At 69.0% G+C, this 15641-nt stretch carries 9 protein-coding genes; 1 reads left to right on the top strand and 8 read right to left on the bottom strand.

What is annotated here, in order from left to right; genetic code table 11:
- Nucleotides 1-15: 15 nt before the first annotated feature.
- The 5 genes from ACN28I_RS36575 to ACN28I_RS36595 form a co-directional block, all read right to left on the bottom strand.
- The gene (locus ACN28I_RS36575; RefSeq protein ID WP_420946526.1) at nt 16-1281 is read right to left on the bottom strand and encodes a hypothetical protein; all 1266 of its coding nucleotides are present in this window, start codon (nt 1279-1281) and stop codon (nt 16-18) included.
- Between the two features lie 8 nt (nt 1282-1289).
- Nucleotides 1290-4364 (bottom strand): protein kinase domain-containing protein, encoded by a 3075-nt coding sequence (locus tag ACN28I_RS36580; RefSeq protein ID WP_420946527.1) that lies wholly within the window; start codon nt 4362-4364, stop codon nt 1290-1292.
- A 244-nt stretch (nt 4365-4608) separates the two neighbouring features.
- Nucleotides 4609-6303, bottom strand: coding sequence for an NHL repeat-containing protein (locus ACN28I_RS36585; RefSeq protein WP_420946528.1), 1695 nt, complete (start codon nt 6301-6303; stop codon nt 4609-4611).
- 53 nt (nt 6304-6356) lie between these two features.
- Complete coding sequence (locus ACN28I_RS36590) at nt 6357-6779, bottom strand: SET domain-containing protein-lysine N-methyltransferase (protein WP_420946529.1); 423 nt, start codon at nt 6777-6779, stop codon at nt 6357-6359.
- 116 nt (nt 6780-6895) lie between these two features.
- On the bottom strand, nt 6896-7285 hold the full coding sequence (locus tag ACN28I_RS36595; protein WP_420946530.1) for a hypothetical protein: 390 nt from the start codon (nt 7283-7285) through the stop codon (nt 6896-6898).
- A gap of 248 nt (nt 7286-7533) precedes the next feature.
- Here ACN28I_RS36595 and ACN28I_RS36600 point away from each other — a divergent pair, with 248 nt between their 5' ends.
- A complete protein-coding gene (locus tag ACN28I_RS36600; RefSeq protein ID WP_420946531.1) occupies nt 7534-9324 on the top strand; it encodes a M20/M25/M40 family metallo-hydrolase in 1791 nt (596 codons plus the stop codon).
- A gap of 65 nt (nt 9325-9389) precedes the next feature.
- Here ACN28I_RS36600 and ACN28I_RS36605 read toward each other — a convergent pair whose 3' ends face one another.
- The 3 genes from ACN28I_RS36605 to ACN28I_RS36615 all read right to left on the bottom strand — a co-directional run bounded on the left by ACN28I_RS36605 (nt 9390) and on the right by ACN28I_RS36615 (nt 15399).
- Nucleotides 9390-10931, bottom strand: coding sequence for an Hsp70 family protein (locus tag ACN28I_RS36605; RefSeq protein WP_420946532.1), 1542 nt, complete (start codon nt 10929-10931; stop codon nt 9390-9392).
- 89 nt (nt 10932-11020) lie between these two features.
- Nucleotides 11021-12373, bottom strand: coding sequence for a RagB/SusD family nutrient uptake outer membrane protein (locus ACN28I_RS36610; protein ID WP_420946533.1), 1353 nt, complete (start codon nt 12371-12373; stop codon nt 11021-11023).
- Nucleotides 12374-12378: 5 nt separating this feature from the next.
- On the bottom strand, nt 12379-15399 hold the full coding sequence (locus tag ACN28I_RS36615) for a SusC/RagA family TonB-linked outer membrane protein (protein WP_420946534.1): 3021 nt from the start codon (nt 15397-15399) through the stop codon (nt 12379-12381).
- Between the last annotated feature and the right edge of the window lie 242 nt (nt 15400-15641).

A 15641-nucleotide genomic window follows, 5' to 3' on the forward strand; every position in this document is an offset into this window, starting at 1 on the left:
GCTCTCGGGGAATGCTCAGAAACGGAAGGTGGTGAGGATGCCGCCCGTGCCGCCGCCGATGAGGGGCGCGACACCCACGACCTCCACCTTCTTCTGGTTGGGGTCGACCTGGAACGGCTGGGGTTGGTTGAGATAGACGAGCACGGCGCCGGTGAGGAGCGCGGCGCCGCCGACGGCGTACCCGCCAATGGCCAGGGCCTGGTAGGTGTTGCCCCGGGTGAGGGTGGAGTCGAGGGTGGGGGTCAGGAAGCAGCCACCGCACTGCGTGACGCCGGCATCGAGGACGCGCAGGCTGTCGCGGGCCTGGAGGTGGAGCCAGCCACTGCCCGCGCCCACGGCCACGCCCGCGCCCGCCACCACCCAGGGCATCCACGCGGCCCACTTGCGGCGGTACTCGATGAGGTCGTCCGAGGTGAACATCTTCAACTGGAGGGCCGCCGTCTCACCGGGCAGCAGCGTGCGGCTCTGGTCGGTGGGGAGGAAGCCCTGCTTGGTGGCGACGATGCTGTGGGCGCCGGGACGCACCAGCCCCGAGTACCTTCCGGGGGCGACGAACAGCGTCTGGCCATCCAGCGTCACGGTGGCGCCGGGCGTGTCACAGGAGATGTCCACCCGGGCCAACTGCCGCTCCATGAGCGTCTTGTAGTTGCGGGCGTACTCGTACTTCTCGTTCTCCAGGGGGGCGGGGCCGTAGCGCAGCGCTTCCACGAGCTGCTCGTGGACCTCGACGGGCTGGTCCAGGTTCATCAGCGCCAGCGCCAGGTTGTAGTGGATGGCCGGGTGCTTCCAGGCCTCGAGCGCCGCGCGGTACTTCTCCACGGCCTGGACGAAGACGGACTCCTTGAGCAGCGCGTTGGCGGACTGGAAGAGCGCCATCGCGGCCTGCTGCTGCTCCGGCGACACGCCCTTGGCCCAGGGCCGGTCCGCGAGGACCTCGGAGGAGATGCCCGCCTGCTGCGTCGAGGGGGGCGGAGGCGCCAGATCCGGCGCGGGGAGCGCCTCGTCCAGGGGCGCGTCGGACGCGGTGGGGAGCTCGGACAGGGACGTGTCGGCGGGTTGCTCCACGGCGCCGGGCCGCTGCCTGGCGCCGGGCTTCTTGGAGCCGGGCTTCCTGGCGCCGGACAGCTTCGTGCCGGCCTTGCTGGCACCGGGCAGCTTCTTCACGGGCTTGCGCACCGCGGCGGCCTTCTGCTTGCCGCGGGACGCCTGGGCCTGCGCGGGCGCCGTCCACACCGTGAGCAGCGCCGCGGACAGGGTGAGCGCGAACCTGGACCTGTTCATCACCGTTCTCACTTCAGGACCTCGATGACCGGACTTCCGAGCTGGGACTGCAGGCGCTGGGCGCGCTCCTGCTCGCGGCGCAACAGCGTGGCGAGACTCTGCGCCGCCTTGATGGCTTCTTCCTTGGCCTGGCGCGCCTCGCGCGCACTGGACTCGGCGCGCCGCTTGGCGCCCTTGGCGCGCAACTGGGCCTCCTGGGCCCGCTCGAGCGCCAGCAGCAACTCGTCGTTCTTGCTGAGCAGCTCCTCGTTGGCGAGCGCCACCTGGGCGTTGGCCGCCTCCGCCGCCTGCTGCGCCTTCTGGCGCTCCAACTCCTTGGCCTGCACCTCGGCCAGACGCTGCTTGGCCTCCGTCTCGGCACTGCGCGCCGTCTGCTCGGCGATGCGTGCCGAGGCCTCCGCCTTGAGGGCCACCTCCGCCTGGCGCTCGGCCTCCCGCTGCGCGTTGCTGATGACCACCAGCGCCACCGCCGCGGCGATGACCAGCATTCCCAGGAAGGCGGTACCGCCGAAGAGCAGCGCCTTCCTCAGCCGCCGGCCCTTCTTCGCCTGCGCGAAGACGGACTCCAGGTAGTCCTGGTGCAACCGCGGCAGCTCCCCGCGGAAGCGCCGCTGGAAGCGCAGCGCCTCCTCCACCATCTCTCCGCGCCACAGCAGGTTGCTGTCGAAGTTCTTGGCCTGCCACTGCCGGGCCGCGTTGCGCAGCTGCTCCAGGAAGCCCGCGTCCTCCTGGCCCTCGTCCAGCCAGCGCTTGAGCGTGGGCCAGCTATGCAGCAGCGACTCGTGGACGATTTCCACCGTCGCGCCCGTGGCCCCGCCTCCCGTCTGCACCACCAGCAGACGCGCCTGGACGAGGTGGTCGATGAGCCGCTGCATCTCCCCCGAGTCCTTCGTCAGCTCGCGCAGCTCGTCCACCGAGACGATGGCGCGCGTGCGCTCCGGGGTGACGAGGCGCAGGAAGACGGCGCGCACCAGCGTGCGCTCCGCGTTGGTCATGCTCGCCAGCACGCTGTCGGCGTGGGTGGCGAGCGCGCCCGCGATGCCGCCGATGGACTGGTAGGCGCTCTCGGTGAGCAGCTTGTTCTTGGTGTCGCGCGACTCCCACAGCTGGGTGGCCGCGAACTGCAGCAGCGGCAGCGCGCCCTGGCTCGCGTCCAGGTGCTCCAGCATGTTGTCCACCATGGCCGGCGTCTCGAACTGGTAGCCGGCCATCTCCGCCGGCTGCACCAGCGCGTCCCGCAGACCGTCCCGGTTGGGCGCGGTGAGGAAGTAGAGCCCCTGGCTCAACTCGCCCATGAATTGCTCGTCCTCCGGCACCCGGTCCAGGAAGTCCGAGCGGATGGAGAGGATGACGCGGATGGGCGAGGTGGCGTCGTCCGCGATGCCCGACAGGCACGCGGTGAAGGCCAGGCGCTCCCGCGCGTCCGGCACCAGCGTGTAGAGCTCCTCGAACTGGTCGATGAAGAGGAGAATCTTGCGGCGCTCGCGGCGGGCGCGGCTGCGCAGCAGGCTGCCCACGTAACCGGGCTCCGCGTACAGGCGCTCGACGAGCCGCTGCTGCTCGGCGATGTCCTCCTCGACGGTGGTGGAGGAGCTCACCAGCGGCGCCACGATGTTGGCCAGGGCCGCCAGCGGGTTGCGGCCGGGGCGGATGACGAGCGACTCCCAGGCCGTGCCGGAGCGCTTGAGCACGGGCACCAGGCCCGCGCGCACGAAGGAGGACTTGCCCGTGCCGGACGGGCCCACGATGGCCAGCAGCGGCCGGTCGCTGATGCGGTTGACCAGGGCGGCGATTTCCCGCGTGCGGCCGAAGAAGCGGTCCGCGTCCGCTTCCTGGAAGGAGCTGAGGCCCGCGTAGGGGCTCTCGTCGATGCGCAGCTCCCGGCTGTAGCGCCCCGGCAGGAAGGGCTCCAGGGCCTTGAGCAGCGCGTTGGCGTCCGGGAAGCGCTCGTCCTTGGGCTTGAGCAGACACCGGTCGATGACGGCGGCGAGGTCCGGCGGCACGTCCGGCACCACGCTCTGCAGGCGCGGCATCAGCTCGTCCATCATCGCCGTGACCATGAGCTGCGGCCCGCGCAGCGGATCCAACGGGTGCTTTCCGGCGATCATCCGGAACAGCATGATGCCCACGGCCCAGATGTCGGCGCGGTGGTCGATGGGGACGCCGATGCCCCACTGCTCCGGGGCCATGTACGCCATGGTGCCCATGATGGCGCCGCGGCGGGTGAGGTTGGAGACGTCCTCGCCCAGCTCCGCGGCGGAGGGAAGCTGGGGCTTGCCATTCTGGCCCTGGGCCAGCAGCCCCTCGTTGGGCTCGTCCCCCTGGAGCACCTTGGCGATGCCGAAGTCGAGCACCTTGATGGCGCCCCCGTTCGTCACCACGATGTTCTCCGGCTTGAGGTCGCGGTGGACGATGCCCTGCTCGTGGGCGCACGCCAGCGCGCGCACCACCGGCACCATCAGCTCCACCGCGCGCGCGGGCGGCAGGCGCTGCTTGCCCATCACCTTCATCAGCGGCTGGCCCTCGAGGAACTCCAGCACCATGAACGGGCCGGCCTGTGACTCGCCGACCTCGTAGATGATGACGATGTTCTCGTGGCTGCAGCGCGCCGTGGTGCGCGCCTCGAGGATGAAGCGCTTGGTGACGTCCGCGTCCTGGGTGTGCAGGAACTTGATGGCCACGCGCCGCCCCAGCCGCGTGTCTCGCGCCAGGAAGACGGTGCCCATGCCGCCGCTGCCCAGCTCGCGGATGAGCTCGTAGTGCTGGATGCGCGTGCCCGGCTTGAGCGCGTGGCCGTCCTGCTCCCCTTGGCCCGTGAAGCCGGAGCCCGAGGGGTTGGAGCCGGAGTAGCCCGAGCCCGAGAGCCCCGAGTTCGACAGCCCCGAGCTGGAGTGGCCCGAGCTGGAGTGGCCCGAGCTGGAGTGCCCCGAGCTCGAGGGCCCATCCCAGGTATGGGGCTGTGGCGGGACGGGCGCGAAGAGCGACTCCATGTCCGCGGCCATTGTCCGTTCGTCCAGATCCTCCTCCACCACCACGGAGGGGGAGGAGGACCAACTCACGGCTGCAGCTTCGTTCTTCTTCATCCGGCGACGTCCCCTACCGAAGCACTCAGGCTCGGGGAGCGCTGCCGAGGAGACTTCGCCAGTTGCTCCGGCTCAGGGAGCTTCCGACGTCATCCCCTCCTCTCCCCATGAATGTGCGTAATCATACATGGAGGATGAAATTCGGATAGTCCGTGACCCCGGGGAAGTACCGGTTCCTCAGGAAGCGGAGGCCCCCCGTCAGGGGAGCGTCCGGGCAGGCGGGAAACCGGGGCAGGCGGGGGGCTCAGCGGCTCTGGAACACGAGGAGCCGGTGGTTGCCGTAGTCCGACACCACCACGTGGGGCCAGGTGAGGAGCACTCCTCCAGGCTGGTTGAGGGTGCGCCCGCTCGGGGTGGTGCCCGTGGTGGGATCGTTGAGGTTGGCGTGGGTGAAGTCGGCCTGGCCGAGGACGGAGTCCGCCGGGGTCCCGTTGGAGGTGGGGAGGGCGTTCCACACCAGCACGCGGTGGTGCTGGCTGTCGGTCACGAAGAGCTGCAGCCCGGTGGAGGTGACGGTGTAGGGCGTGTTCATCCCGGAGGCGGTGAGGGCCGGGGCGCGCGAGGTGAAGTCCGCCTGGCCCAGGACCACGTCCGCGGGCTGCCCGTCGGTGGTGGGGAACTGGTTCCAGAGGAGCACGCGGTTGTTGTAGCTGTCGGCCACCACGAGGCGGGTGCCATCCGTCCACACCCCGGTGGGGTTCCAGAGCGTGGTGGCGCCGGAGGTGGCGTCCCTCACCCCATCGCCGTTCGCGTCGTTCTCGACGCAGGTGATGAACGAGCCCTGGCCGAGGACGAGGTCCGCCGGCGCCGCGTTCGTGGTGGGCACGGTGTTCCACACCAGGACGCGGTTGTTGGCGCTGTCGGCCACGAGCAACTTGCCGCGGCCGAGGAACACGTCCTCCGGGAAGGAGAGCGACGTCCGCCCGCACCCGGGAAGCCGGGCCTCGGGGGCGAGGCTCTGCTGTCCGACGACGAGCGAGGGAGTGGCCCCGGTGCTGGCGGGGAGCGTGGCGTGGAGCAGGACGCGGCTGTTGCGCGTGTCCGCCACCGCCAGCCGGTCCGCGTCAATGGAGAGGCCCTCCGGGGCGCCGAGGCCCTGCTCTCCACTGCCGGTCTCGAAGTCCCCCAGGTCCGCCTGGCCGAGGACGAAGCCCGCGCTCGCGCCGTTGGCCGTGGGAATGCCGTTGAAGCCGAGCACCCGGTTGGAGCCCGTGTCCGGGACGTAGAGCCGGCCCTGGGCGAACGCCGGGTTGCCCAGGGGATTTCTCAGGGTGCCGGCGCCGGTGCCGCCGCCCCGGTCCGGCGCCTTGCTGGTGAAGTCGCCCTGGCCGAGGACGACGGTGGCGGCCTGGAAGGTGTCCAGCGTGTACCAGTCGGCGCACCGGACGGAGAGGTCCGCCACGTTGCCGGCCACCGTCCCGCTCCCGTTGGACACGGTGCAGCGCTGGTTCGCGGGCTGGGTGGCCACGCCCACCGTGTACGCGCCGCCGCGCGGCAGCTTCGTCGCGAAGGTGAAGGCCCCGTTCGTGGTGACCTGGAGCGTCTCGCCTCCGAGGCTCAGCCCGAGCGTTCCACGCAGGCCCTCCACCGTGCCCCCGAGCGTGTACGTCCGCGTCGCGCAGCGCACCTGGACGGAATTCACGTCCGCGCCGGCCACCTTGCCCGTCCCGCCCTCGACGGAGCAGTCCTGCTCCGGGGGCGTGGCGGCCACCGTCACCGCGTAGTCGCTCCGGTCCGCCAGCGGGGTCTCGAACGAGAACGGCCCATCCGCGCCCCGGGTGAGGCTCTGCTGCCCGTTGAGCTGGAGGGTGAGGTTGCCGCCGGAGAGTCCGGCGATCGTTCCTCCCACCCGGTACGTCGCGGGGGGAGTGGGGGGCTGCTTCTCGCACGCGGCCACCAGCGTGGCCAGACCCAGGAGTCCAAGACGACCAATGCGCATGCGGAGTTTATGTCATGGGCCCTCGGGGAGCGACAAGCCGGGCCCTCCCCGGCTCAGGGCATGTTCTGGCCGCGCGTCTTCCACCAGTTCTCCCCGTAGCTGATGCAGAGCTGCTCGCCGGCCTCGATGTCCCGCAGGGCGTAGAAGGTGAAGACGTCCTTGGGCGAATGGCCCTTCTGGAAGCCCCGGTAGTAGGACACGTTGGGCTCCTGCGCGTGGTTGAAGATCATCCCGGACCCCATGACGATCGCCACCCACTCGCCGCCCCGGTCCTCCTCGTGCGGGCCCCACTCGATGTTGAAGACGTAGTCCGACAGGTCGGAGTTGCGCACGGAGCGGAAGGGCACCTTGAGGTAATGGCACTCCTCGAGGATGGTGCCCTCGGGGATGGCCTCGTCCGTGAAGACGCCATAGCCCCACTCGCACGGTCTGATCTTCAAGGCCGGGTGGACGAAGAGTGCCTCTCCTGGCTGCATCCTTGAAACCCTTGTCACGGCGCTGGGGAAGGCGAATCCCACCCCGCCGTGGCCGCGTGGTACCACGAATGGGTAACGCCTGGGGCCCGGCGTTCACTTCAGCCCCGCCTGCCCGCTCAGCCGAGGAGCGCGTGGAGGTTCCAGGCGATCCACCCACCGAACAGGGGGACGGCCACCCAGACTCCCCGGCCGTAGCGGGGCGAGCGCAGCGCCCCCAGCGCGAGCACGAGGAAGGGGACGTAGACGGCCAGATCGAGCCAGGCGATCGCGCGTTGCGCCGCGGGCTCCCAGCCGGCCGCCAGCACGTTCACCGCGCCGAAGAAGAGGTTGGTGAGCGCGGCCCACCACAACCAGAGCGCGCCATGGTCTCCCAGGGAGTAGGGCGCCGCCGTGAGCCGGCACCACTCGCCGAGCACCTTCTGGCCGATGCGAGGGGAGAGCAGGGCGAAGAGCGCGAGCCCCGCGGCGACGTTGTACCAGCCGATGCTCACGAGGAACGGCTCCACCGTGCCTCCTGGACGCCTGTGCCACGGGGATGAATTCGTTGACCTTGAAAGCATTGCCGCACGGCGACATCGCTTCGCGCGTCTCTTCCCGAGTGGGTTCTCGACCCTACACTCCAGGTTATTTCCGGACGTGCCTGGGGTACAATAAGTTCTCGTGTTGGTGGATAAGTCCGCCTTTCTCGCGAAACGGATCCTTCCGGTTCGCGGAATTTCCCCCCCCGCGGAAGCACCAGCGCCAGGAGAAGTGAATGGCTATCAAGAAGTTCGGACCGATCGTCGCATTGCTTGCGTGTGCAGCCCCCGCGTTCGCGGAGGCCGCCCCGCAGGAGAAGCAGGTGTGGATCACCATCGGGTCGGACGCGCTGGAGCCCGCGCGCGCTTCGTTCAAGGAGAAGGGCCTGACGCTGCCCGCTCCGGCGCTCGAGAAGGGCGGGGTGGCGGTGCTGCGCGTGCCCGAGTCGCAGCTCGAGAAGCTGTCCGAGGCGATGCACGACAAGCTCAACCGGTGCGCGGGTTTCATCTCCCATGACACCGAGGCGGAGGCGCGCGCGGCGCTGGAGGGCAGCACCGCTCCGCAGCCGCTGGCGTCGCTCGTGAGCTACAGCCTCAACAACAGCGCGTCGGTGAACGCGATGATGAGCGGCGTGCAGGAGCTCAACATCCGCAACACCATCAACTCGCTGTCCACCAACTGGACCACGCGCCGCTACAACGTGCAGTCGGGCATCGACGCGGCCAACTGGCTGAAGACCCAGTGGACCACCATCGCGAACGGCCGCGCCGACATCTCGGTGGCGCTCTTCACGCACGCGAGCACCACCTCGCCGCAGCCGTCCGTCATCGCCACCATCACCGGCACCACGCACCCCAACGAGGTGGTGGTGATCGGCGGGCACCTGGACTCCATCAACGGCGGCAGCTCCACCGGCGCCGCGCCGGGCGCGGATGACGACGCCTCGGGCGTGGCCTCGCTCACCGAGGCCTTCCGGGTGGCGGTGGCCAACGGCTACAAGCCGGCGCGCACGGTGAAGTTCATGGCCTATGCCGCCGAGGAGATCGGCCTGAGGGGCTCGGCCGACATCGCCACGTGGCACGTGAACAACGCGGTGAACGTGGTGGGCGTGTTGCAGCTCGACATGACCAACTACAAGGGCTCCGCCTACGACTTCGCGATGGTGACGGACAACACCAACGCGGCGCAGAACTCCTTCGTCACCAGCCTCATCTCCACGTACCAGCCGGGGATGATGTACACCAACATCACGTGCGGCTACGGCTGCTCGGACCACGCCTCGTGGCACGCCAGGGGATTCCCCACGTCGATGCCCTTCGAGGCGACGATGAGCACGTCCAGCCCGTACATCCACACGGCGAACGACACGCTGACGAATGCGACCCAGGGCAACGCGAGCAACTCGGTGAAGTTCGCCAGGCTGGCGGTGTCCTTCATGGGTGAGCTGGCCAAGGGCGCGACCACGGGCAACACGCCTCCGCCGGTGGACAGCGGTGGTGGCGGCGGCACCGTCAACACGGCGACCTTCGACGCGACGCTCAAGGCGCCCAAGTGCGCGGCGGTGGGCGCGGGCTGCGACTCGGGTACGCTGCTCAACGGCCGCGGCGGCCTGGGCCCCGAGGTGAACCGCCCCAACACCATCGGCGGCACGTGCGTGGATGGCACCTCCGGCACCTACCACTCGGACGAGTCCAACGACCGCCTCAAGGTGGCCACGACGGACGGGACGACCATGGCGCGCGGCAAGCAGGTGACGGTGACGGCCACGGTGTGGGCCTACTCCAGCACGGCGGACACGCTGGACCTGTACTACGCGGCGAACGCCAGCAGCCCGGTGTGGACGCTCATCGGCTCGTACAAGCCGGCCGGTAGCGGGGCGCGCACCATCACCGCCAACTACACGCTGCCCGCCGGAGGAACCACCCTGCAGGCGGTGCGTGCGAACTTCCGCTACAACGGCACCGCGTCCTCGTGCAGCCCGGGCGGGTACGACGACCACGACGACCTGGTCTTCGCGGTGCAGTGACGCGTCACCATCCCCGGGTGAGGGTTCCGCTCACCCCGGTTTGAATCCCGCCCCGGTGCCGTGGCTCAAGAAGCCGCGGCCCGGGGCGCTCTCATTTGAGGCGTCGCGTCGATGATGGGCGCGGGGACGGGCTTGCCGTCGCCCGCGGCGAGGTAGGCCCGGAGGACGAAGTCCTGTCCCATGTGCAGCTCGAGCCGGGGCGCGCCGCCGCAGCGCCACTCGGGGCCCACCTGGAGGGTGCCGAGCACCTCCCGGTCCACGCTGGTGGTGTCCAGGGACTCGAAGACGAGCACGGGCAGGGGCGTGGGGCCGGGCGGCAGGGACTCCAGGGACACGGACTTGCGGCAGGGCACCGGGGTGTTGGCGGAGATGACCTCGTGGGTGGCGCCGCCGGGGAGCATGACGCTCACGGGCATGGGCACCACGTCCATGAGGCCGGTGCCGCCGGGCCGGGACAGGTTGCGGCCCAGGATGGCGGCGCCCACCGCCACGCCCAGTTCCGGGTGCACGTCCTTCTCCGAGGAGAAGCGGCGGAAGTGCGAGAGGCGCTCGCGGATGGCGGGCATGCGCGTCTGGCCGCCCACCAGCACCAGCTCGTCCACCTGCTGCGGCTTCAGGCCCGCGCGCTCCAGCACTTCGTCGCAGGCGGACACGGTGCGCTCGATGAGCCGGGACGTCATCTCCTCCAGCCGCTTGCGGGTGAGGCGGAACTGGAAGTCCAGGAAGCCGCCGTCCGGCCCCTGGGTGATGCAGGGCACGCGCAGCTCCGCCACCTCGGCCCGGGAGAGCTGAATCTTCACGGACTCGGCGGCGAAGACGAGCCGCTGCATGACGATCTTGTTGCCGCGCAGATCCACGCCGTGCTGCCGGTGGAACTCCTCGGCCAGGTGCTCGACGATGCACTCGTCGAAGTTGGCGCCGCCGAGGAAGGCATCACCGCCGGTGGCCAGCACCTTCACCACCCGGTTCTGCACGGACATGAGCGTGGCGTCGAAGGTGCCGCCGCCCAGGTCGAACACCATCACCGTCTGCTCCGGGCTGCGCAGGTTGGCGTAGTAGAGCGCCGCGGCGGTGGGCTCGTTGATGATGGCCCGCACCTTCAGGCCCGCGCGCTCGGCCGCGTGGCGCACCGCCTCGCGCTGGCGGATGCTCGCGTGGGCCGGCACCGTCAGGACGCACTCGGAGAAGGGCTCTCCCGCGGCGTGGTTGGCCAGCGTGAGGATGTGCCGGAGGATGAAGTACGCCACCTCGTTGAGCGGCGTCACCCGGTTGTACACCTTCACCGCGCAGTAGCCGTCCGTGCCCTCCACCAGGTGGAAGGCGAAGCGCTCGCGGTGCTTCTGCACGTACTCGGACTGGTAGCGCCGCCCGAGGAAGCGCTTGCTGCCGAAGATGGTGTGGCGCGGGTCGTCGATGATCTGCCGGCGCGCGGCGGGGCCGACAATCGCCTTGTCCGCGGCGTGGTACCAGGCCACCGACGGGAGGATGAAGTTCTTGTCCGACACGGGCACCAGCTTCAGCTTGCCCTGCCGGTCGAAGAACGCCGCCGCCGTGTTGGTCGTGCCGAAGTCGATGCCGAGGATGGGACCACTCGTAGGGGCACTCATTGGAGCCCCCATCATAAAACGAAGCGGGCGGGCATCGCGTGGATGCCCGCCCGCTCATTCCCTCAACTCATTGCCCTGAAGAGGGAGGATTACTTCCGCGCGTCGGTCTCGGAGACCGGGTGCGGGAAGTGGTGGTGCACCTTGAAGCTCACGCCCGCGGGATCCTCCAGGCGCAGCTCCTCCAGGCGGTTGTAGCGGCGCATGTCGATCCACCGGTGGCCCTCGAAGAGCAGGGAGAAGCGGCGCTGCTCGAGCAGCTCGTCCTCCATGAGCTTCGGGTCGCTCAGCACTTCCGGAAGCGGGGGCAGGTTGCCCGACTCGGTCCGGATGATGTCGAGCAGGCGCGTGGCCTCCGTGTAGTTCTCCTGCTTCATGTAGGCCTCGGCCCGCAGGAGGATGAGCTCCTCATTGCGGATGAGGGGCAGCGAGGCCTCGTTGTCCGGGTAGACGGTGAAGAGCACGTTCGTGGTGATGCCCTGCCACTTGCGCTCCTCGTCCGCCAGGGTGGTCTTGCGAGCCAGACGGGCGTCCTCACGCGTGGAGCCGTCCGTGTTCTTCAGCAGCGCCGGGTTGGCGTAGATGTTGGCGCTGTTGAGGCCGTTGGCCGTGTCACCCGAGGCCCCGCTGAACACGAGGTACACGCCCGTGTCGAGATCGCCGGTCTCGTCGAGGAACGACTCGTCCAGGGCGGTCTGCGCCGTGGCCCACTGCTCCATGTAGACGGCCACCCGGGCGCGCACCGCGCGGTTGAACTTCAGGAAGCTGGCGGGCTTGTCGAAGCCGGTGAAGCCAGCGCTCACCTTGAAGGGGAACTTGTCCCCGCCGCCCAGCAGGTCCGTCTTGGCGTCATCCAGCAGCGTGGCGATGTGGTTGTACACCTCCGCCTTGCTCGCGATGGGGGCCAGGTCGTCCCCCAGCTTGCGGTTCACGTCGATGGGCGCGCCCTCGACGTCCCGGGTGAGGATGAGGGTGAGGAAGTCCAGGGCCTGGATCGTCTTGGCGAAACCCTGGATGGCGTTCTTCTCGGCCTCGGTGATGCCGGTCACCTTCTCCGTGGCATCCAGCACCGTGTGGGCGTTGCGGATGTTGAGGTAGGGGCCGGCCCAGAAGTTGCCGCCGAAGGCCGGGCTGCCCGGATCCAGGTGCTCACCGGAGAGCAGCTCGCTCACGTAGCGGGGATCCGCCGTGTCGAGGATGTAGCTCTCGCGGCCGAGCACGCCGAGCTGGGAGATGAGCCCGTTCTGCGCGCCCTTGCCGTTGCGGTGCCCGATGAGCAGGCCCGTGGTGGCGCTCAGGACGCTGGAGCGCGTGGGGTTGTCGCGGATGGACTCGACGCCCGGATTGTTGAGGTCCGGGACCGTCATGTCGCAGCCGCCCAGGCCCATGGTGGCGCACAGCGCCAGGGCCATCGTGGTCATCTTCTTCATGTTGCGGATTTTCATGGTCCTCAGAACCCCAGGTCGATGGACGTCCAGAAGCTACGGCTGGGCGGGAAGGGGGCCACGTCGATGTTGCGGGCGATGGCCTGGTTGCCGAAGTTGCTCACCTCGGGATCCAGACCCGAGTAGTTGGTGAACGTGAAGAGGTTGCGGCCGCTGACGGTCAGCCGGGCCGACTTCACCCCGGGGATACGCGTGGCGTAGCTCTCGGGCAGGTTGTAGGTGAGGGAGACCTCACGCACCTTGAGGAAGGAGGCGTCCTCCACGTACACGGCGGCGTTGGTCGCCCAGTCCTTCTGGCGCTTGGCGCCGTTGGCCTCGTAGTCGCGCGTGTTGGCGGAGGCGTCGTACAGGAAGCGCGTCAGGTTGATGACGTCGCTGCCCTGCTGCCAGTCGAGCAGGAAGGAGAGGGCGAAGTTGCCGTACTTCACCGTGTTGGCGAAGGCCATGCGGAAGTCCGGCTCGGTGTCGCCAATCTTCTGGATGTCGCAGCAGGTGCCGTCCGCGCGGGGAACGCGGCCGATGATCTGCGTGGCGCTCGCGCCCTCCTCGATGCGGAAGGCGCCCAGGCTGGTGCCGAAGCCGCCGACGGTGAAGGCCGGCACGGGCATGCTGGTGACCGTGCTGCGGTTGAGGGCGAAGGTGGTGTTGGACACCCACTCCCACTTGTCCGTCTTCACCGGGGTGAGCTGGAGCATCGCCTCCACGCCGCGGTTCTGCAGCTCGCCACCGTTGAAGATTTCGGTGGTGTAGCCGGTGGACGGGGCCACCGCGCGCTGCAGCAGCATGTCGTTGATGGTGCGCTGGTAGACGGTGAGCTCCACCACGGCGTTGCCGTTGAAGAGCAGCGCGTCCACACCGGCTTCGATTTCACCCTGGCGCTCGGGACGGAGGTCCGCGGCGGCCGCGACACCCGTGCCGATGATGCCGGAGTTGCCGCCGATGTTGTTGCTGGCGCTCCAGGCGTTGTAGCGCATGCCGTACTGCGGCTGGTTGCCCGTCTCACCGTAGGCGAGGCGGACCTTCAGCTCGTTGACGGCGGGGTGCAGGTTGGGCAGGCGGTAGGCCGTGGCGATCTTCGGGTAGAAGAAGACCTGGTCCGCGTTGCTGTTGTTGCTGCTCTGCTCGCCGAGCACCGAGCCCACGAGGGTGAGGCGCTCGTCCATCAGCAGCATCTCCTCCTGGAGGAAGAAGCTGCGGTCGCGCACGAGCTGGCGGTTCTGGCGCACGCCCACCTGGGTGCCGGAGTCCACGTTGGGCTGGCCGGCCGTGAGATCCCGGCTGGTGATGTACGTGGAGTCCAGGCTGCGCTGCTCGAACTGGAAGCCGGCCGAGGTGTTGGCGCTCAGCGCCCCGGAAGCAGGCTTGTAGGAGTGGATGACGTTGACGCTGGTGTTGAGGTTGAGGACCTCGCTGGTGGCGAAGAGCGAGGTGCCCGCCTTGCCATCATCCACCGGCTCGAAGTGGAGCTCGTTGGGGAAGAGCAGCTCGTTCTTCTGCTGGAAGCGGTCCACGCCCAGGTTGGCCTTGAACTTGAGGTTCTGGGTGTCGCTCTTGTAGGCGTTCCACGTCGCGTCGGCCGCGCCCATCAGACGCCACACGTCCTCGTTGTTGCGCATGAGGGCCGCGGTCTGCAGCGGGTTGGAGCCGTTGGGCAGGAAGGGGTTGACGGGGTAGGTGCCGTCGCGGCTGGCCTGCAGGTCCACGAAGTTGGGCGTGGAGGGCAGCACCATGTGGTACGACACGTTGTTGTTGTCGTTGTTGGTGAGGCCGCGCGCACCCAGCGAGTGGATGAAGGTGGTGGCGGTGTTCACCTCCACGTCGCTGCCGAACTTCTGCCCCAGGTTGAGGCGGAAGCTCTGCTTCTCGTAGCCGGTGTTGGTGATGATGCCCTCATCATCCTTCACCATGGCCGAGGCGTAGTAGCGGGTGTCCCCGGAGGTGCCGCTCACGCTGGCGAGCGTCTCGTAGGAGAGCTTGCGGTTGGAGGCGAGCTGCTCCTCGTGGTCGTAGATGCGGCCGGGCTGGAAGTAGTCGGCGGCCTTGGCGCCGAAGACCTCGGTGGCCTCGGCCACGTCGTCGATGCGGCGGCTGCCCAGCTTGTTGGCGAGCTGGTAGGAGCCCACGCGCTGCGTGAGGGAGAGCTGGGGAGCGCCGGACTTGCCGCGCTTGGTGGTGATGATGACCACGCCGTTGGTGGCCTTGGAGCCGTAGATGGCCGCGGCGGAGGCACCCTTGAGGACTTCGATGCTCTCGATGTCGTTGGGGTTGAGGTCCGCGATGCGGTTGACCTGGTTGTCCTGGGTGGCCGCGGGGTTGGAGCCGCTCACCGAGCCGGTGACCTCGAAGACGCCGGAGGCGATGGCCACGTCGCTGATGATGACGCCGTCCACCACGTAGAGCGGCGCGCTCGAGCCGTTGATGGTGGAGACGCCGCGCATGCGCAGCTGCATGCCGCCGCCCGGAGCACCCGAGTTGCTCTGGATGTTGGCGCCGGCCACCTTGCCCTGCAGCGCCTGGTCCACCGTGGAGGCGGGCGCGCGGTTGAGATCCTCGGCCTTCACCGAGGCCACCGAGTTGGCCGCGTGCTTGCGCGCCAGCTCGCTGGCGCGGCCGACGACGACCATCTCCTCGACGAAGGTGGCGTCCAGCGACGCCGTCACGGTGTCGCGGTTGGCCCCGACGGTGACCTCGCGCTGCTTGTGGTCCTGGCTGGAGAAGAGCAGCGTCACCGGGCCCTTGGGGATTTCCAGGGTGAAGGTGCCGTCGAGCTCCGTCTCCACGCCCTTGGTGGTGCCCTTGATGATGACGCGCACCATGGGCAGGCCGTCATTGGTCAGCGCGTCCAGCACCTTGCCGGTGATGGTGCGCGTGTTGGCCGGGGCCGGAGCCACGGGGGCCACGGGCTGGGCTTCGGCAGGCTGCGGCGCCGCGGGCTGCGGCGCCTCCGTGCCCTGCTCCTGCGCCTTGGCTTCGACGGAAAGGAGTGCGAGTGCGCACCCCGAAATCAACGCTTGTTTCAGCGTCATTCGCTCTTCACCTCAACGTTGCTGCGGATGGAGCGGCCCCCCTGTATGGGCTGCCGTTGACTGCAGATCGTGTGTGGGAACCGGTAGTACAGTCAACGTCGCTAATCCGACTCAAAACCGTGTATGCTAGGGGCTGCTTTCCGGTGACGCGGAAATTTTCTCGCCCCAGCCGTCTGGTTTCACCCCGGGTGTGGGAGTCCCCCATTCCAGGTGGACCCCCCGCCTGGAGGGCAGCCTGCCGG

Origin of the sequence: Archangium gephyra (assembly GCF_049060025.1) — a bacterium.
Taxonomy (GTDB): Bacteria; Myxococcota; Myxococcia; order Myxococcales; family Myxococcaceae; genus Archangium; species Archangium gephyra_A.